The sequence below is a fragment of the Haloferula luteola genome (assembly GCF_014201715.1).
In the GTDB taxonomy this organism is placed as follows: domain Bacteria; phylum Verrucomicrobiota; class Verrucomicrobiia; order Verrucomicrobiales; family Akkermansiaceae; genus Haloferula; species Haloferula luteola.
Genome location: NZ_JACHFD010000020.1, coordinates 38,679 through 57,170, shown reverse-complemented (window position 1 = coordinate 57,170; position 18,492 = coordinate 38,679). Strand labels below are relative to the sequence as shown.

The following is an 18,492-nucleotide window of genomic DNA, read 5'->3' as shown; positions in this document are numbered from 1 at the left end:
GGTCGTGAATACCCTTTGAGGGTTAACTGGAGAGGGGTAGAAAGGAAGTCATGGATTCCACGGGCCCTGTTCCCGCGAATCGCGGAATTTCATGGCCGCTTCAGTGCGGGAGCGGACATGCAATTTCTCATAGATATGTTTGAGGTGAACCCGAACGGTTTCGGTCGAGATACCGAGGCGATCTGCGATTTCTTTGTTGGAAAGGCCTTCGCAAAGGAGTTCGAGAACTTCGGTTTCTCGGGGGGAGAGATTGATTTCTTCTTCGGGTTCCTTCATCGGCTGGTGAAACGCCTCGACGACGCGGCGGGCAATTTCGGCGCTCATCGGGGCACCACCGCTGAGCACGTCACGAATCGCATCACGAACCTCACCGGGGGTGGAGCGTTTGAGCAGATAGCCGGAAGCTCCGGCTTTGAGAGCCGCGAAGATTTTATCGTGGTCGCGATAAACGGTCACCATGACGACCTGGATTTCCGGAAGATGTTGTTTGAGCCGTGCTGTCGCTTCGATGCCCGACATGCCTGGAAGATTGATATCCATGAGTACGACTTGAGGACGGAAGGCATCGATTTTCGGCAGGGCTTCTTCGCCACTGGTCCAGACTCCGAGACATAGAAAGTCGTCCGATGATTCGACAATTTTTCTTAATCCATTGGCTAAGGCCGAGTTGTCCTCGACGATGGCGACGGTGATGGGGTTCTTTTTACTCATGATCAAAGGAAGGCTCAATCGAAGGGCAGAGGCAAGGTGATGGAGACGCAGGTGCCTTCACCCGGGACCGACTCAAATTCGCAATCACCCCCACAATCGTTCAAGCGTTTGCGCAGGTTTCCAAGACCGTGTCCGGAGTCGCGGCGATGAAGTGGAATGCCTTGGCCATTGTCGGAGACGCGGATGCACAGTTCGGGCCCGACGATGGCGATGCGGAGGGTGATTTCCGTGGCCTTGGAGTGCTTGACGGCATTGTTCAGGGCTTCTCGGGTGGCGAGAAAGATATTGTGGCGACGCCGTGGGCCGATGGCGAGTTCGGGGATTTTCCACTCAATATCGGTGTGGAGGTGGATGCGGGCCGAATCGAGGAACTCGCGCGCAAAAGCGGCGAGGTAGTCGATGAGGGAGCGCAAGCTGTCTTCGTGGGGGGTGGTGGCCCAGACAATCTCGTCCAGAGTGGCGACGACATTGCGGGCCTTGGATGATAGGGTATCGACGGATTGTTCGATGTCGGAGGCACGTGGGTTCTCGGCAATCAGGGCTGAGAGGATGGAGAGCTCGGTAAGGCTGGCGCCGAGGTCGTCGTGGAGATCGCGGGAGATTCGGGAGCGCTCCCGTTCGAGAACTCCCTTGAGGCGAAGGGTTTCAAGTTTCCGGCGGAGTCGACGGCGGGTGATATAGACTCCCACCAAGACAGCACCGACGGCGAGACCGGTGGAGCAGAGGATGCCGAACCACACTGTTTGCCAAAATGCGGGCAGGACTTTCAGGCGGATGCTGCTGGGAAATTGACTGGAAACGCCGTCGCCATTGATGGCGATGACGTCGAATCGATAGTTCCCGGGAGGCACCGATTCGTAGGCGATCTCGCGGCGGTTCCCTAGGAGTTGGAAGGTGTCGTCAATGCCAACCAGACGGACGCGATAGGTGACTTTTTCCGGAGCGGAAAGGCAGATGCCGATGTAGGAGAAGTTGAGTCGCACATGACCGGGTCCTGCGGTGATTTCACCATGCTGGAGGGAAGAGACGGGAACAGGAGAGCCATTGATTTCAACGCTGCGAAATTGAAGGCTTGGAGGATCCTCCTGGAGTCCCAGTTGCGCGGGTTCGACTCCGGCGAGTCCACTGGAGGTGGGAAACCAGATGGTGCCGCTGGGCTCTACCCACGCTCCGGGTTGGGAGCCTCCGACGCATTCCCGGGTGACCAATCCGTCGGAGCGGTCCAATCGCAACCAACGGGGCTGGCTGGAAGGGTGCTCAAGGTGGCGGAGCAGCGATTGGCGAGAGGCGCTGAGAATGCCACCGAGGGAGCCGAACCAGAAGCTCTGGTCGGGAGTCGCGACCATGGCGGTGAGGCGTTCGTCGGGGAGCCCGCAGGAGGCGCCGAACGGATGCCAGACCTGATCTTTCCGAAGGAAAAGGCCAGCTCCGATGGTGGTGACCCAGAGTTCTTCCGGCGTTGCGGGATAGATGGCGGAGATGCGACGTCCGGCGGCGCTCTTTGGAAGGTCCAGAGAGCGAAAATGATCGCCCTGGAGTTCCAAGACTCGGCCATCGGTAGTGCCGGCGAAGACCTGATCCTGGTCGCCGATGGCGAGGGTGGAGAATTCGGTGATCGAACGCCGCGGATCGAGGCGGTAGCGGTGGGCCGTTTGCCCATCCCAGCGGGCGACTCCGCGTCCTCCTGCGAACCAGAGGTCGCCGTTGGAGGCTTGGGCCATGGCCTGAACTTTCGAGATCCCGGTTTCTTCGGAGAAGGGGATTTCGAACTGGCCGTTTCTCCAGCGAAAGACGGAGCCATCGGTGGACGCGAGCCACAGGTCGCCCTCGCGATCCTGGAACAAGCAAGTGACGGGGCGGTCGTATCCCCCTTTGACGAGCTCGAGGTGTTCCAAGCCGTTGGGAGTGATGCGGTCCATGCCGGTTCCGCGGCCTGCGATCCACCACTCTCCCTCGCGGGTCTGGATGGCACAGCGGATGGCGAGATCGATGATGGGAGTTCCGGCGCCGAGGCGGTGAACGCGGCTGGGGCGGATGCGAATCAGTCCTTGCGAAGGGGTTGCCAGCCAGAGATTGCCCTCCCGGTCCTCGAGCATGTCATTGACCACCACACGGCGAGAGAGGGCTTTGACGGTTTCATAAGTTTCCGGGTGTTCGGGGGTGCGATGGCGGAGGCTGCCATCGACGACCTCCCACGAATCTCCGCGGCGGTGATGAAGTCGTCCCAGAGAGACTGGGAGAAAGGTACGGCCGCGACGTTCTTCCTCACGGAGAGTTCGTTCGACTGCTTGCTGCAGGGTGGGTGAGGCGTCTTCTACGGGAATTGGCTGAAAGCTATCCATGCGGAAGAGTTTTTCGCCGCAGAGGTAGTACACGGACCCCATGAAATGGAACATGTGAGTCACGAGGGGAGGGCTGGGTTCGTTCTGATCTTCGAGATAGCGGATCAACTCACCTTGCTCGACCTTGAGCAGGCCTCCTTGAAACGTGGAAATCCAGACGCTTCCGTCGGCGAGGGTGATCAGGCGGAAGAACCCAAGCCGTTGACCTCGATAAGCGCCCGTTCCTGTAACGAGGTGAAATTCGAATCCATCAAACCGGGCGAGACCTTCGGCCGTAGCGACCCACAGGATGCCATCGGGAGTTTGGCCTAGGGACCGAACAACATTGCCTGGTAGGCCCTCTTCCGATTGCCAGGTGCGGACGAGAAACTGGGCATCGAGAACTTCATCGTCCGCCGCATGCACCAGGGACAAGCAGGCGAAAAAAAGCAGAAAAACTCGAAGCACGATGGCCATGCATAGAAGAGGGACGGGGGCGGTGTCGAGTCCGCGAGAAGGTGTCTGAAGAGATCGGTGTGAGATCACAAAAAGCGCCGCCAGCCGGGTCAAACCGGTGGCGGCGGCATCGGAGGTGGTGGATGAGATCAACGACGCCGGCGGCGCAGGAGGCCGAGGGCTCCGAGCCCGCCAAGGAGGGCTGCCGAAGGTTCGGGAACAAGCTCATACTCCACTGTGAGGGTAGGAATGAGCAGTCCGGAACTGGTGTCATCTCTCGAGACAAAGGTGAAGCCGCGCGCACTGGAAGTGGCATCTTCCATGTAATCGACGATCAGCGTTGCGAATCCCGTGTCCGTCGACGCGTCCACACGGTTTTGCAGGAAGGAGATGAGGTTGGTGCCCGTGACAGAAATCACCGCGTCGATCTTGGATTCGGTATCAGAATTGAAATCGATCGTGCGGGTGGTGGTGTCCAACTGCGGGTTGAGACCACTGACGACTTCTGAACCGATTGAGTCGCCGGTGATGGCGGTTTCACCCCACGTTTGGCTGGTGTTTCCGGCCACGTCGAGGAGGCCATAGGAGCCAAACCGGCCGGTGGTCCAGGTGTCGCTACGGGAGACTGGGAAACCAGCGACGTTGTTCGATCCCGTTTGGGTGATTTGAAAAGTAGCCGTTGTGATGGTGGCCCCTGCAGGAATGGACGAGAGATCGAAGCGGATGTAGCTCATCGACCAGATGCCGCCTCCGTATTGGGCTGCATCAATCGTGGTAGCGGTGCCGTAGTTGGTCGAATTGTAGGCGTAAGTACCATCACGGTGGTAGATGGTGGCATCGGCGACGGCGGTGACCTGCAGGGAGGTGGCCGCTGACAGGGGGGCGATGATCAGTGGAAGGAGGAGGATGCGGAGGTTCATGAACTGGGTTTTCTGGATTTGACGATGAAGGATCGTGATTGGGGGACTTCCTGAGCAATAACCCGATAGGGGTGAATCCCATCAGGGTCTTTCCGCGACGATGCGGAAGAACCGGGCTTCTCCGAAAAGGGAAATGGGATAGCGGAGTGGGCTGGCGGAGTCATCCCCCTGGAGGGTTTCCAGAGGAGTCCACGGGCCGGTAAGACGGGTGGAGACTTCGACGGTGAAGGCGATGCCATCTCCTTGGGGCCAGCTCAAATCGGCTTGTCCCGAGGTGGTGAGAACGAGCCGTGCCGCAAAGAACTCAGCTGGATCTTTGGGGTGGAGATGCAACCCACGTTCGAGCCATTCCGGGGTGCCGTCATGGTCGGCATCGTCGTCGGGGAGGGGGTCGAGGGAGCCGAAATATTGGGCTTCCCATGCGTCGGGGAGAGTATCGGCATCTTCGTCAGGGTCAGGGATGGGGGCGGAGGAGTGATAGTCGAGGTGCAATAGCGGGCGGGACTCGGAGGTGGCTTCTCTGCTTCCCAAGGCAAAACCTCGGACGCTGGTGCGGTTTTCCGGAAAGTCGACGATGAAGGTGGCGAGGTGAGGGTCGCTGGCCGCCTGAAGACGGGCTTGGAGAAAGGAGGTGAGAGTGCCGCCACCGGCGTCGTGGACGCTCGCGGTGGCGCCTTCGCTGGTGCCGGAGACGGATTCTCCCATGTCATCAAACGACCAGGTTCGAGGCAGAGCGGTGTCGAGTTGAGGGTTGGTGTTGCTGATGCGCTCGGAGCCGAGGGTGGAGGAGGTCAAGCCATTCTCATCCCAAGTTTGGGGAGTATTGCCATCGACATCGAGCAATCCCCAGACGCCAAAGCGACCAGTGGTCAGGCTATCATTGCGCACGCTGGGCACTCCTTCATTGGTATTCGTCACCTTGGTGAAGGTGAGAGTGACGCCGTCCATCTGGGCTCCATCGGGAAGTGCCGAGAGGTCAAAGCGGACGTAGGCGAAGGCATGAAGATCGTTCCACTGGACAAGGTCGAGCTCAGGGGAGTTGCCGTAGGCGGTGGTGTCCGAGGTTCCGCCGCCGAAATCGTGGAAGATGAAGGTGTCTGCGGCGGGTTCGAGGTCGAGAGCGCCAGGGATAGGCTGGCCGGGCTGGGAGCTGGCGAGGGTGGGGTTGGTGCCGGATTTCCATTCTTCCCAGGTGTTGAATCCATCGCCATCAGTATCGTCGAGGGGGGCGGCCGAACTGAGGGATGGATAGTAGGTGAGTTCCCAATTGTCGGGGAGGAGGTCGTCGTCGAGGTCGCTATTTGCAGCTGCGAGGGTGACACGGATTTCTCCGTTGCTTGCCGAAAAGCTCGCCTCATAGGTGGGAGGACCCGCCCATTCGAAATGGGGCGTGCCTGAGAAAATGCCGGTATAGGTGGCGACGATGTGGGTGCCGATGCCTGGATCCAAACGGGGGCGAATGATCTGGGTGCCGGTTGAAATCAGATTTCCGACGATGGCCAAGGGGCTGGTGGAAAGCTCCAGAATGCTGCCATTTTGTAGGGTAACCGATCCGGTTAGGGTGCCGCTGCCCCCGAGTGCGGCCGCAGATTGGACGGTGAAGCTGGACTGCGTTGAGGTCCCATCGAGTCGCAAGGTTCCCGTAGAAACGAGCGTTTCCCCTTGGTAGGTGAGTTCTCCGGAAAAGGTTTGAATGCCGGTTCCGATTTTGGTGAGAGCGGTGGTGGAGGTGCCGTCTGAGATGCTGCCAGCGAATTCGGTATCGAGGTTTCGGTTGCCGATTCTCCAGGTCAGCGTTCGGCCGCTGGTGGGGCCTCCCTGTAGGTGGGAGGAAACGTCTCCACTGAGGGCACCGAGGTTGAGGGTGAGGTTGGATGACATCCCCGAGAGATAGTAGGCCCAAACTTCAGGGCCGAGGTCGAGGTGGGCACCGCCGTATCCATAGGGATTGTCGATGCGGAAATCGCCCCCATCCGCGTCGGATTCGACGCGGAGATGTCCTTCGAAGTTCGACCAATTCGCCTCGAGGTCGGTTCGGACGAAGGGAGTGTAGAAGGTGAATTCCCCGGTGCCGGTAAGAGTGCCTCCGAGGTCGCAACGACCATCGGCCAAGAGTCGGCCGATTTCGCCTTCGGGGACAATGAGTCGATAGCTGGCGGAGTTGTAGGAACCGGTGTCATTGGTCATGGCCAGGGTGCCGCCGCGAAAAGTGACAGAGCCACTGCCGAGGCCGGAGGCATTGGCGGTATCGGAAGCCAATTGGAGAGTGCCCTGTTCGAGAATGGTTCCGCCCGTGTAGTCGTTGGCATGGCCCAGGATGAGGAGCCCAGCGCCGGTTTTGGTCAGGGCTCCGGGGCCTTCGAGGGTGCCGGAGATTTGGAGAGAGGCAGCGGGAGTGGACAGGGTGCCTCCTGCCGGCCCCAAGAGGATCCCTCGGGAAGTGGCACTTGGTGGGCCATCAAGTCGCAGCGTTCCACCGTCGAGCTGAAGGTGCTCGGGTTCTGCGCTGGCAGCCCCGATGGCAGACGGCTCGCCGGCTTGGGAAAGGGAGGAGACGGCTAGAATCCCGCCGTTCACCCGGACGTCGCCAGTGAAGGTATGGTTTCCCAGAAGGGAAAGCGTTCCCGGGCCGTTCTGAGTCAGGCTGCAGGAACCTGATAGGATGCCATCGCCGATGAAGGTGTAGTTGTGCGCCGATTCGACGGTGATGGAGGATGGTGGAAGTTCGCCGTGAAGGGCAACGGTGAGGTTCGGAGCCCCGCGGTCGTCAAACAGGAGGGAGTCGGCGGCGACGAAGGTTTGCGGCTGTTCATTGAGGAGGAAGTTGGGGGTTTGGAAGAGATCCCAAACATTTTGATTGAGCCCCCCTTGCCAGACCAGTTGGTCGGGATCGCGGGTGTTGGGGATGGTGAGCTGAAGGGTGCCAGCGGTGAAAGAAAGTTGGTAGGGGGTGCCGGTGGGTAGAGATACTTGGAAATTATCGAGAGAGCCGATGAGGGTGCCCGTCACGGTGGCGAGCGGATAGGTTCCGGGAGGCAACGCGTCGGAGCTGAGAGGATGGATCAGAAGGGTGGTGGTTCCTTCAACGAGGAGATCGCCCGTGATGGCGATCAGGTCGGAAGGCCCCTCGGACGCGAGATCCATCGACCAAGCGGTGTCAGGGCCACAGCTCAGGCCGTTGGCAAGTTGGAGGATGGCGGGATCGCCGTTGCCAGCGCCGGGAGAAAGGGTGCCACGCCAAGCCAGAGTGACGGGAGCTTCGATGCGTCCGCGACCTCCGAGGCGGCCACCCGTTACTCCATGAGCAAGGGGGCCACCCCAAGTGCCGCCATGAATGATGACGGGAGATTGGGTGAGGTGGCCATCAACGATGAGGGCGCCATCCCAAACTTCGGTTTGACCGGTGTACGATGGATTGCCGGTGAGCGTGAGATTTCCGCGGCCGGATTTCGAAAGGGTCATGGGACCGGTGAAGTTTCCGGGACTGCCGTCGAAGGTGAACGAGTCGGGGGAGAAGACCTTGATGCGAGAGGGCGAAAGGTCCTCGCTCAGGGGCAAAGTCGCCGATTGAGAGGGGCCGAAAAGGAGGCTTTTTCCTGCGGGGCAAATGCTGGCATTGAGGACGGGCTCAAGGTTCCAGGTACGATCGGTATCGTTGATGGGAGGAGGAGGGTCCTCGGTGGTTTCGAACCCGAGGTAGTAGTCGACGTAGGAGGCCTGCACGTAGCCTTTGGTCGTGGTCTGGACACGGTATTGGGCATTGTGCATGAGGGTGCGGCGGCGATCCTCGGCGGGGGTGGTGGTGGTGTAGATCCGCAGCCCGGAGTAGTCGTTTTTGACGAGGACGAGTTCTTCGCGCCAGTCGCCGAGGATGTCTCCCCAAAAGGCGGGCCGACCGCCGTAGGCGTTGTGAACGCCGTCGTTGTAAATGGAGAGGAGGCGGGAGTTGCTGCCGGTGGCTGGGTTGAGTTTATCGATGATCGGGCTGGTGCCGGCGCCATTGGCTCCAGCAATGAACTCACGGCCGGTATCGCCGTCCCACCAGAGTCCTTCATAGGGGAAGGGATGTTGGGTGAGGAGGACTTCGCCGCGGGCGCCATAGAGGTTCGGTTGGGTCGAAAACATTTCGAGCCCGAGGTGATCGGGAAGAAGATCGGCGGTGAGTCCGCGACCGACATCGATGATGCCGGTGGTGTAGAGTTTTTGATAGAATCCACCGTGGGCGGAATCGAGATATGCGGTGGCGAGAAAGCTCGGATTGTTTTGTTGGATGGCGTAGGTTTCGAGACCGGGCCACAGGGGGTTGATGTCGGCGACATGGAAGCGGTCACCATGAGTCAATTCGGTGACGTAGAGTTGGGTGCCGTCGTCATCGAGGACGTGCCCGATGTCGATGAGTTCATCACGACCATCGTTGTCGACATCTGCGATGCGGATTTGGTGCCCTTCGGCACCGGGCTGGGTGGACGGATCTTGGGCCCAGGTCCAACGTTGGACGAGTTGTTGGTCGACCCAATCCCAGGCGGTCCATTGGCGATAGAAGCGGCCATTTGCAGCCCGATTGTAGCCGTAGAGGATGACGGAAGGATGTTGGCCATCGAGGTAGGCGATGAAGCATTTGGACTGCAGGGTGCCGTGTTCGATCCAAGCATTGGGAACGGGAGCACTGTGCATCGCCTGGCCAGTCAGCCCATCGATGACGGTGAGGAATTGTTGGCTGGGGGATGTCGAGGTGATGCTCGCGACGGTTTCTCCAGAGGGATTGGTGACGGTGACGCCATTGGCGGTTCGGACGATGGCTTCGGCACGGTGGTCGCCATCGAGGTCGAAACAGGTGACGTTGTCACCATCGCCGGTCGAGATGGCGGCAGCACCTGGACGATAGATGTCCGATTGATCGGCACTGGTGGGACCCATGTGCATTCTCCAGAGGAAGGTGCCGTCGCGTAGATATGCTTCGAGGAATTGCTCGTTGGCCCCGAGGGTGGAGAGACGATCGCAGAGGAAGTCGTATTCGCCATCTCCGTCAAAGTCACCGACCCATGCAAATTTGGTGTCGTAGGGCCCCTCGGGACCTGGATCGGATGTGAAGGGAAGTTCGAAAGCCCGGGAAACCGGCGAAGCGGCGGGAAGGGACCATGGGGCGGATGGGGATTGCTCGACGAGGTCGATGACGGGTCGCACAAAGTAGGCGACGGTGTTGGCGTTGAGCGTGGCGGAACCTGGTTGGTCCTGGAAATCGGTGGTGGCGGTGAGGGGCGAGGTGTTGAGTCGAACGGGGGTGCCACCGCCGATGGTCCGATAGAGATTGAAGGTGATGGAGCTGTCATCGCTGCCGAGCATGCGCCAGCTGACGTAGACGGAGTTGCTGTCGGTGCGGCAGGCAATGACGCCGCGACCGAGGGGTTCCATTTGGCGTTGGGCGGGGCTGTTGGAGGCGAGGAGCCAGCAGGCCAAGCCGGTGAGAAGAAGCTGGGTTTTCACGGGATCAGCGCATGGGCCGAGGTCGGGGTGAACTCGACGAGGCGGTCGGGGTTTTGGACTTCGATGCGGGCGAAGGGTTTCGCGGGACGGCGGGAGGTGCTGTGATCGAAGAATTCCAGGATGGCCGGTTCGCGGGGGTGGAGGTTCGCGAGGTACGGGAGGGAGAGGAGAGTGGGAGCTCCGCTTTGGAGGAAGGTCAGAGCGAAGGCGAGGTGTCGATCGGGCTCAAGGAGGACCCGGATGCGATCGGGAAGGAGGGTTTTCTCTTCGATGCGCAACTCCACGAGCTGACTGGCGAGGTTTTCGAGCTGCGGCTGAGCTGAGGAAACGGCGGAATCAAGCGGGCCGCTCGGCGCCTCGGGTCCGAGGAGTTTCCATGCGAGTTCAGGGGCGCAGCGAACGACCAGAAGGGTGCGTCCAGGAGCGAGATGGACGGTGATCTCTGTTTCCGTGCCGGTGTGGGCGTTGCTGCCTAGGGAGAGCAGTACCCAGAGGAGGCATGGCAGGAGTCGCAGCATCCCGCAGGGTAGGGCGCGAGGGGAAAGCTCGGTCAATCATGGGATGGTAACCCATGAGGGTGAAGCGCCTGCGGGTACCGAAGGGTCTGGACCGACCGCTTCGGAATGGGAGAGGAGGGCAGAGCCGTGGTGCGGCTCTGCTGGGCGTCGATCAGACGTTGAAGCGGAATTCGATGACGTCGCCATCCTTGACGACGTATTCTTTGCCTTCGATGCGGAGTTTTCCGGCATCTCGGGCGGCGGCCTTGGAGCCGAGGGATACGAGGTCGTCGTAGTGGACAATTTCGGCGGCGATGAATCCGCGTTCGAAGTCGGTGTGGATGACACCGGCGGCGGCCGGGGCTTTGTCACCCTCGTGGATGGTCCATGCTCGGGTTTCCTGCACACCGGTGGTGAGGTAGGTCCGAAGTCCGAGGAGGTGATAGACGGCCTTGATGAGGGAGGAAACGCCCGAGTCGGTGACTCCCATGTCGGCGAGGAATTCGGCGGCTTCTTCGGGTTCGAGGTCGATCAGTTCTTCCTCGATATTGGCGGAGATGACGACGGCTTCGGCACCGTGGGCCTCCGCTGCGTAGGCGCGGACTTTGGCGACCAGCGGATGCGCATCGGGATCCTTTTGGGCATCGGCGAGGTCGCCCTCGTTGACGTTGCAGGCGTAGATGGTGCGCTTGGAGGAGAGAAGGAAGAAGTCCTTGAGGAGCTTGAGTTCCGACTCTTCGAGGTCGAGGGTGAGGGCGGGTTTGCCTTCGTTGAGGTGGGGCAGGAGTTTGTCGATGAGTTCGACCTCGGCCTTGGATTCTTTGTCGCCGGATTTGGCCTTTTTCTCGCGGGACTGGCGGCGCTTATCGAGGGCTGCGATGTCGGCGAGGATCAATTCGGCATTGATGATTTCGATGTCGCGGACGGGATCCACGGAGCCGAGTTCGTGAATGATGTCGTCGTTTTCGAAGCATCGGACGACTTGGACGATGGCGTCGGTTTCGCGGATGTTGGCGAGGAATTTGTTGCCGAGGCCGGCTCCTTCGGAGGCACCTTCGACGAGGCCGGCGATGTCGACGAATTCGATGGCGGTGGGGACGAGCTTCTTGGAGCCGGAGAGCTTCGAAAGAACGGCGAGTCGCTCATCAGGCACGGTGACGACCCCGACGTTGGGATCGATGGTGCAGAAGGGATAGTTGGCGGCCTCCGCATTGCGGGTGCGGGTGACTGCATTGAATAGCGTGGATTTCCCCACGTTTGGCATTCCGACGATTCCGGCCTTGAGCATGGCGCGGGAGCCTTAGGGGAGGTCCGGGGTGGGCGCGAGAAAAATCCCACTCGGGAGCGGTCAGGGTGCCTTGGGAGGGAGCAGGCCGCCTTCGAAGTTGCTGTCGTTCATTTCGGGCAGGGCGGGTTCTTCAAAGTCGGAAGGTCCGCTGAAGAGGGCCCAGAATCCGCTCCGTCGTTCGTTTTGGGCGCGTTGGTAGGCGATGGCTTGTTCGTGGCCGGATTGGACTTTTTCAAAATCGTCGGGTCGCGCCTCGACGACGGGGATGCCGGGTTTGAAGGGGGAGGTGGCGGCCGTAGCCATTTTGTCAACGCCTGCGCCGAAGGCCTGCCCCATTTTTCCCATACTTCTGCCGGTGGCTTCGGTCATGGATTTCATGGTTCCGCAGGAGCACAGAAAGCCAGCGGTGATGAGGGGAAGGGTCCAGAGGAGAGATCGCATGGTTCGTGGCGCGTTGGGGATTTGCGGGTGAACACGTAGAGGTTTACTGGGGCGGGAGGCGAGGGTCAATGAGAGGTTTTTTTGACAGGTTTTCGCTCAGCGTGGCTGGAGGGTGAGAAAATTTCGAACGGGTTTGTTCCAGAAGGGCCGGGTGAAGGCGGGGCCACCTTGGATGGCGGAGGAGACCCAGATTTCAGAGGAGCGGCCGCCATCAAGGTTGAGGGCTTGGTGGATTTTGACGGGGCCGAGGCGAGCGCCGGCGAGGGCTTGAGCGAGTTCGGCGAGGGAGCAGGGACCGGTGCGGGCGAGGATCCAGTGGCCGGCATTGTCGTGGGCGAGGAAGCTGCGTGCGGCGGAGGATTCTTGGCTGAGGCCTCGGACGGCTCGCCGGTTTTCGACGAGGAAGGGTCCGGCCTGGATGGCTTCTTTGGCGTGATCGAATTGATCACGGCGGATGAGGCGGAGTTTCCCGGAGTTTTCTTCGACGTAGAATCCGGAGCCGAGGGAGCTGGCGCGGTTGATGGCGCCGTGGGGTTGGCCCGCGGTGACGATCATGCCGAGGGGTTGGCCCTCGGGGGTGAAGAAGGAGGCGTTGATGGCGGCGAGGGAGCCTTTGCCTGCGGAGCGGGAGTCGGGCCACCGGGTGCCGGGGCCTTGAGGTTGGTCGGCCACTTTGAGGTGATGGCTACGGGAATCGAACGCGACGGCTTCGATGGCGATGCCGTTGAGGCGGGTTTCGAAGTAGTGGGGCTCCCAGGGGGTGGGAGCGGGTGGCCGGGATTGGGGCGCCGGCTCGGGGGCGGTGGCGAGGGCGGATTCGGTAGGGGGAGGGACGGGAATTTCGCCCGTGGTCGCGACATCCTGAACGGCCATCTCGGTGCGGAGAGGGGAGCAGGCGGCGAGGAGTAAGGCCGGGGCGATGATGAGGAAACGAGCCACGGAGGAAGTTAAAGCTCAAGGAGGGCGCTGCGCCAACGGGGATTGCGCTTTAGGTTGCCGGTTTTTTCGCAACGGCGAGGAGGGTCTGAAAGCAGGGAGGTTCGGGTTCGCGATCGACGACGGCGGTTTCGATTTGGGAAAATCCGGCGCGTTCGAGCATGGCGGCCAGTTCTCCCTCTCCGAATCCAAGCCAGGTATCGGCGTAGAGTTCGCGGGCTTGTTCGAATTGGTGGGCGAGCAGATCGAGGATGACGAGACGGCCACCGGGCTTGAGGGCCGCGATGGCGGAGTCGAGGGCGCGTTGGGGGTGGGCGGCGTGGTGCAGGGCCTGACTGAAAAGGGCGAGGTCGAGGGAGCCGGCCTCAAGGGGTGGGTTTTCGATGTCGCCGACGCGGAATTCGATGTTGTGGATCCCGTGCTGGCGCGCGAGCCCGGTTGCAAATTCGACCATTTTCTCGGAGAGATCGATGGCGATGACTTTCTCGGCTCGTTGGGCAAGAAGTTGGGACAGAGTGCCTTCACCTGCGCCGAGGTCGGCGACGACGCCGGTGGTCATGACTTTGAGGAGGGCTTCCGCGAGGCCTCGCCAGGATCGTCCGGGAACGTAGTCGCGCCCGAAGCGCCCTGCGAGTTGGTCGAAATACAATCGGGCGCGGTCCTGACGTTTTCGCATAAGGTGGCGAAGTGCGGTGAGGTCCTTGGTCGCTTCGGGAAGTTCGTCGGCGGCGTCGCGGGCTAGGCGGGCAATCTCCCGGCTCATGCGGGAGCGGTAGATGTTATTTTTGCCGCTTCGTTCGTCCTCAACCAGTCCGCCAGCTTTCAGTTGGGAGAGCTGGGTGGAGATGCGGCTCTGGCCCATGCCGAGAAGTTCCTGAAGATCGGCGACGCTCAACTCCTCGCGGTCCAATAGGTTGAGGACCCGGAGGCGCGTGGGATCGGCCAGGAGCTTCAAGGATTTCAGCATTGACGGCATGCCCCAGCGGATACATCAACGCATCGCGATTTGACGATACGAAAAATCTACGCGTATGAGTTCTTACATTTTCTCCTCCGAATCCGTCGGTGAAGGTCACCCTGACAAGGTCTGCGACACCATTTCCGATGCGATCCTTGATGCCTGCCTGAAGATTGATTCCAGTTCACGCGTTGCCTGCGAGACGTTTGTTAAATCCAACATTGTTGTCGTCGGCGGTGAGATCACGATTCCGAAGATTGGTCAGAAGTCGATTGGCGAAGTGGTGAACATCGATTCGGTGATCCGCGAGGCGATCCGCGGGATTGGCTACACGAATGAGGATGATGTTTTCCACGCTGACAAAGTCTTCATCAACAACTACCTGACGACGCAGTCTCCGGACATTGCGCAAGGGGTGGATGCGAAGTCAGCGGACGGGAAAAAGACCGATGAGCAAGGAGCCGGGGACCAAGGCATCATGTTTGGCTACGCCTGCGATGAAACGCCAGAGCTGATGCCCGCTCCGGTCATGTATGCTCACCGTCTGGGACGCGAGCTGACGAAAATCCGCAAGGAAGGCAAGGTGAGCTGGCTGCGTCCGGACGCGAAGACGCAGGTTTCGGTGGAGTATGTGGACGGCAAACCGACGCGCATCGTGAATGTGGTGATCTCGACCCAGCACGCAGCGGGAACCAAGCATGCGGAGATCGAAAAGTTCTGCGTGGAGAAGGTGGTCAAGAAGGTGCTGCCGAAGTCGATGATCACTCCCGACACGGAGTTTTTGATCAATCCGACGGGCAACTTCGTGATTGGCGGTCCACAGGGGGATTCGGGCCTTACTGGTCGGAAGATCATCGTCGATACCTACGGGGGTATGGGCCGCCATGGTGGAGGCGCATTTTCCGGAAAGGACCCGTCGAAGGTGGATCGATCGGCCGCTTACATGGGCCGCTGGGTGGCGAAGAATATTGTCGCAGCCGGGTTGGCCCGGAAGTGTGAGATCCAGTTTGCTTATGCGATCGGGCATCCGCTTCCGGTGAGTGTTCACATCGATACTTTTGGAACGGGCACGGTGTCGGACGAAAAGATTCTTTCGGCAGTGCTGAAGGTATTTTCCTTCAAGCCCGCTGACATTGTGAAGCAGCTCAAGTTGCTCCGCCCGATTTACTCCGCCTCCACGAACTACGGTCACTTTGGCAAGGAAGATGCCGGGCTGCCGTGGGAAGAAACCAATAAGGTTGCTGCTCTCAAGAAAGCCGCCAAGTAACACTGAGAAAACCAGAATTGATCTTACGATGACTGCCGTAGCTGATACTCCCGTCCAGGATTACAAGGTCCGTGATATCGGACTCGCCGATTTCGGTCGCAAGGAAATTGAAATCGCTGAGCATGAAATGCCCGGTTTGATGGCCACCCGTGCCAAGTATGGCCCGGAAAAGCCGCTGGCCGGTGTGCGTGTCATGGGCTCATTGCACATGACGATCCAAACCGCCGTCTTGATTGAGACCTTGGTGGAGTTGGGTGCCGATGTGCGCTGGGTCTCCTGCAACATTTTCTCGACTCAGGACCACGCTGCTGCGGCGATTGCTGCGGCAGGAACGCCGGTGTTTGCCTGGAAGGGTGAGACGCTGGAAGAATACTGGTGGTGCACCTGGAAGGCTCTCCAATTCCCGGGCGGATGGGGTCCCCAGTTGATCGTGGACGACGGTGGTGACGCCACCTTGTTGTTGCACAAGGGCTTCGAAATGGAGAACGGCTCGGATTGGGTCGATTCCCCATCGGGGAGCCACGAAGAGCAGGTGATCAAAGATCTCCTGAAGAAGATCGGTGCTGAGCAGCCGGGGATTTTTGCTCGCATGATTGCCGAGTGGAAGGGCGTTTCGGAGGAGACGACCACCGGGGTGCACCGCCTCTACCAGATGGCGAAAGCGGGCAAGTTGTTGGTGCCGGCGATCAATGTGAACGACTCGGTGACGAAGTCGAAGTTCGACAACCTTTACGGCTGCCGTGAGTCGCTGGTGGATGGCATCAAGCGCGCCACGGACGTGATGATTTCGGGCAAGGTAGCCGTGGTTTGCGGTTACGGCGATGTGGGTAAGGGTTGTGCGCAAGCGTTGCGTGGCCAAGGTGCCCAAGTCGTGGTGACGGAAGTCGATCCGATCTGTGCCCTGCAGGCTGCGATGGAAGGGTTCCGCGTGTTGACGGTGGAAGACACCCTCGGTTGGGGTGACATCTACGTGACGACTACCGGGAACTTCGACATCATCCGCTTGGAGCACATGGAGAAGATGAAGGACCAGGCGATCGTTTGTAACATCGGTCACTTCGACAATGAGATCCAGGTCGACAAGCTGGCTTCGGCTTCGGGTGTGATCAAAACCAACATCAAGCCGCAGGTCGACAAGTACACGTTCCCGACAGGCAATAGCCTTTACATGCTTGCGGAGGGTCGCTTGGTGAACCTCGGTTGTGCCACGGGCCATCCGAGTTTCGTGATGTCGAACAGTTTCACCAACCAGACGCTCGCCCAGATCGACCTGTGGAAGAACAAGGACGAGTACAAGGCGGGTGAAGTGAAGGTGCTGCCGAAACACCTCGATGAAGAAGTGGCACGACTTCACCTCGACAAGATTGGCGCGAAGCTGACGAAGCTGACTCCGGCACAGGCGGATTACATCGGCGTTCCAGTGGAAGGCCCGTTCAAGGCGGACCATTACCGTTATTGATCGCCGCGGGTGACCTTGGGTCGCCTGATTTTCAGAGCCCTACCGACCTCGGTCGGTGGGGTTTTTCGTTGGCGAAAGAAGGGCAATTGGCGGGTGAGTTTTTTGTCAGCGAATCGCAATTTCCCTATTGCAAAACCTGGGATTGGTTTTTAGCGTCCGCCCGCCGTCGGCACCGGAGCCCCTTGGTGTAATTGGTAACACAGCTGATTTTGGTTCAGTATTTCTAGGTTCGAGTCCTGGGGGGGCTGCCACTCTTTCACCTTTTTTCAAGGTGAGGCGGGTCGAGCAAGCCAGGCGACAGACGGCGTTCGATGATTTTGGGCGCTTTTGGTGGCCCGGATTCCCGGTCTGAAAGCAGGGGGGAGGATGGACGAGCGTCCAAGCCAGGCGGGCCCGAGTGGCTGAAAAGCTACCTCAAGAGGCCGCTTTAGTAGCCGGTGAAGTGGGCGAGCTTTTCGCGCAAAGTGGTGCGACCTCGGAAGATCAGGCTCTTCACGGATGAAACCGAGGTGCCGAGAACTTGGGCAATTTCCTCGTAGGGGAGGGACTCGTAGGCGTAGAGAACCACGGCTGCCCGTTGATTTTCGGGGAGTTCTGCGATGGCACGGTCGATTTCGTCGTGCATTTCATTGCGCAGTGTCTCGGAGTCCGGCTCGATGCGTGAATCGGCGGGCATTTCGGCGCCGAATTCGTCACTGCGCTGGTCGGAGGAGACTTCTTTTTTCCGCGAGCGACGGCGGCTCTCGTTGTAGACGAGATTGCGGGCAATGGTGAAGAGGTAGGTGGTGAACTTGGCCTCGGGTTTCCAGCGTTTGGCATGTTTCCAAATGCGCAGGAAAACCCGCTGGGCGAGGTCTTCCGCCTCCATGGGGTCGTTGAGCATGCGGGCGATCATTCCCACGACCATGTTTTGATGTCTCTCGACCAAGGCGCGGAACGCGACCTCGTCTCCCTCGGCAATGCGGGCCATGAGGGCGATGTCACGTTCGTTTTCGGGATCAGTCGACTGGATGGAGGGTTCCGCCATTTCGAACAGCCCATGGAATGGGGCAGCTGCGTCCATGCTTCACGGGAACAACCCGGGTGCGAGAACGAAGTTGCGGGCGGCGAAATCAGGGGGTGAGGTAGGCGATTTGTTCGCCGGGACCGTGGACGCCTTCGATCAGGATTCCTTCCACGTCGGCGGTTTTCGATGGGCCGGTGACCCAGATGACATTGTGGCTCGGGCCGAGGTGGGTGAGGGCGTCCGAGAGGGAGCGATGCAGGGAGCTTTCCGGGAAAACGGCGATGTGCACCCAGGGGGAGAGCGCCGCCAATCGATCACGAGTGAGGGTATCATCCAGAATGATCGTCCCGGATTCGGCAATGGCTCCTGTCGCTTGGGTGATGCCGAAGCGGTAGTCTTCGTAGCGCTGTCGATCGTATTCGGTCTCGACGATGAGACCTACGGCCGAGAGAGCATGCCCCAGTGGGTCCATGAGGTCGGGGTCGCAGTAGCCGTGAAGGCAGTCATTTTCGCGGAGAAAGGAGGCGAGGGTGTCCGGTGTGTTTAGGATTCTGCCGTGGACGGCTTCCAGGTTCCGTTGGAAGGCCTCGCGCAGACTTCCCTGAAGGCGGGATGAAGAAGTGATCGATTCGTCGTCGAAGCCGGGATGCGAGGTTTTTTCGGCAAGCGGCTCAAGGGCGGTGCGGATCTTGGAGAAGATGGATTCGCGAGACATGATGGAAAATTCGGCCGGTAATCGAGGGGTTCG

At 60.0% G+C, this 18,492-nt stretch carries 13 protein-coding genes and 1 tRNA gene; 3 read left to right on the top strand and 11 right to left on the bottom strand.

Annotated elements, in window-relative coordinates; all coding sequences use genetic code 11:
- Positions 1-48 precede the first annotated feature (48 nt).
- The 9 genes from HNR46_RS16350 to HNR46_RS16310 form a co-directional block, all read right to left on the bottom strand.
- A complete protein-coding gene (locus HNR46_RS16350) occupies positions 49-711 on the bottom strand; it encodes a response regulator (RefSeq protein WP_184020712.1) in 663 nt (220 codons plus the stop codon).
- Between the two features lie 14 nt (positions 712-725).
- Positions 726-3,500 carry a sensor histidine kinase gene (locus HNR46_RS16345; RefSeq protein WP_221285227.1) on the bottom strand — a complete coding sequence of 925 codons (2,775 nt, stop codon included), beginning with the start codon at positions 3,498-3,500 and terminating at the stop codon, positions 726-728.
- Between the two features lie 137 nt (positions 3,501-3,637).
- Complete coding sequence (locus HNR46_RS16340; protein WP_184020708.1) at positions 3,638-4,408, bottom strand: CBM96 family carbohydrate-binding protein; 771 nt, start codon at positions 4,406-4,408, stop codon at positions 3,638-3,640.
- An 81-nt stretch (positions 4,409-4,489) separates the two neighbouring features.
- Entirely contained in the window at positions 4,490-9,892 is a 5,403-nt protein-coding gene (locus HNR46_RS16335; RefSeq protein ID WP_184020706.1) for a rhamnogalacturonan lyase family protein, read from the bottom strand.
- A complete protein-coding gene (locus tag HNR46_RS16330) occupies positions 9,889-10,410 on the bottom strand; it encodes a hypothetical protein (RefSeq protein ID WP_184020704.1) in 522 nt (173 codons plus the stop codon). The genes HNR46_RS16335 and HNR46_RS16330 overlap by 4 nt, the downstream gene beginning before the upstream one ends.
- Positions 10,411-10,561: 151 nt before the next feature.
- Positions 10,562-11,677, bottom strand: coding sequence for a redox-regulated ATPase YchF (ychF, locus tag HNR46_RS16325; protein ID WP_184020702.1), 1,116 nt, complete (start codon positions 11,675-11,677; stop codon positions 10,562-10,564).
- A 60-nt stretch (positions 11,678-11,737) separates the two neighbouring features.
- Positions 11,738-12,118: a hypothetical protein gene (locus HNR46_RS16320; protein ID WP_184020700.1), complete on the bottom strand. Its 381-nt coding sequence runs from the start codon at positions 12,116-12,118 to the stop codon at positions 11,738-11,740.
- A gap of 96 nt (positions 12,119-12,214) precedes the next feature.
- Positions 12,215-13,057, bottom strand: a complete 843-nt coding sequence (locus HNR46_RS21240; protein ID WP_184020698.1) for a phosphodiester glycosidase family protein — start codon at positions 13,055-13,057, stop codon at positions 12,215-12,217.
- A gap of 49 nt (positions 13,058-13,106) precedes the next feature.
- Complete coding sequence (locus HNR46_RS16310; RefSeq protein ID WP_184020696.1) at positions 13,107-14,030, bottom strand: ArsR/SmtB family transcription factor; 924 nt, start codon at positions 14,028-14,030, stop codon at positions 13,107-13,109.
- A 55-nt stretch (positions 14,031-14,085) separates the two neighbouring features.
- On the opposite strand from HNR46_RS16310, the gene metK reads away from it, so the two are divergent.
- The 3 genes from metK (at position 14,086) to HNR46_RS16295 (ending at position 16,989) form a co-directional block, all read left to right on the top strand.
- Complete coding sequence (gene metK, locus HNR46_RS16305; RefSeq protein WP_184020694.1) at positions 14,086-15,279, top strand: methionine adenosyltransferase; 1,194 nt, start codon at positions 14,086-14,088, stop codon at positions 15,277-15,279.
- A 28-nt stretch (positions 15,280-15,307) separates the two neighbouring features.
- Positions 15,308-16,738: an adenosylhomocysteinase gene (gene ahcY / locus HNR46_RS16300; protein ID WP_184020692.1), complete on the top strand. Its 1,431-nt coding sequence runs from the start codon at positions 15,308-15,310 to the stop codon at positions 16,736-16,738.
- Between the two features lie 176 nt (positions 16,739-16,914).
- Positions 16,915-16,989 (top strand) — tRNA-Gln (locus HNR46_RS16295).
- A 176-nt stretch (positions 16,990-17,165) separates the two neighbouring features.
- Here HNR46_RS16295 and HNR46_RS16290 read toward each other — a convergent pair.
- Together HNR46_RS16290 and HNR46_RS16285 are read right to left on the bottom strand one after the other, a co-directional pair.
- On the bottom strand, positions 17,166-17,801 hold the full coding sequence (locus HNR46_RS16290; RefSeq protein ID WP_221285226.1) for an RNA polymerase sigma factor: 636 nt from the start codon (positions 17,799-17,801) through the stop codon (positions 17,166-17,168).
- A gap of 49 nt (positions 17,802-17,850) precedes the next feature.
- Positions 17,851-18,459 carry a LutC/YkgG family protein gene (locus HNR46_RS16285; protein WP_221285225.1) on the bottom strand — a complete coding sequence of 203 codons (609 nt, stop codon included), beginning with the start codon at positions 18,457-18,459 and terminating at the stop codon, positions 17,851-17,853.
- Between the last annotated feature and the right edge of the window lie 33 nt (positions 18,460-18,492).

Coding starts and splice junctions, on each gene's coding strand:
- HNR46_RS16350 (WP_184020712.1), bottom strand. CDS start 711: ATGAGTAAAAAGAACCCCATCACCGTCGCCATCGTCGAGGACAACTCG.
- HNR46_RS16340 (WP_184020708.1), bottom strand. CDS start 4,408: ATGAACCTCCGCATCCTCCTCCTTCCACTGATCATCGCCCCCCTGTCA.
- HNR46_RS16330 (WP_184020704.1), bottom strand. CDS start 10,410: ATGCTGCGACTCCTGCCATGCCTCCTCTGGGTACTGCTCTCCCTAGGC.
- ychF (WP_184020702.1), bottom strand. CDS start 11,677: ATGCTCAAGGCCGGAATCGTCGGAATGCCAAACGTGGGGAAATCCACG.
- HNR46_RS16320 (WP_184020700.1), bottom strand. CDS start 12,118: ATGCGATCTCTCCTCTGGACCCTTCCCCTCATCACCGCTGGCTTTCTG.
- HNR46_RS16310 (WP_184020696.1), bottom strand. CDS start 14,030: ATGCCGTCAATGCTGAAATCCTTGAAGCTCCTGGCCGATCCCACGCGC.
- metK (WP_184020694.1), top strand. CDS start 14,086: ATGAGTTCTTACATTTTCTCCTCCGAATCCGTCGGTGAAGGTCACCCT.
- ahcY (WP_184020692.1), top strand. CDS start 15,308: ATGACTGCCGTAGCTGATACTCCCGTCCAGGATTACAAGGTCCGTGAT.
- HNR46_RS16290 (WP_221285226.1), bottom strand. CDS start 17,801: ATGGACGCAGCTGCCCCATTCCATGGGCTGTTCGAAATGGCGGAACCC.
- HNR46_RS16285 (WP_221285225.1), bottom strand. CDS start 18,459: ATGTCTCGCGAATCCATCTTCTCCAAGATCCGCACCGCCCTTGAGCCG.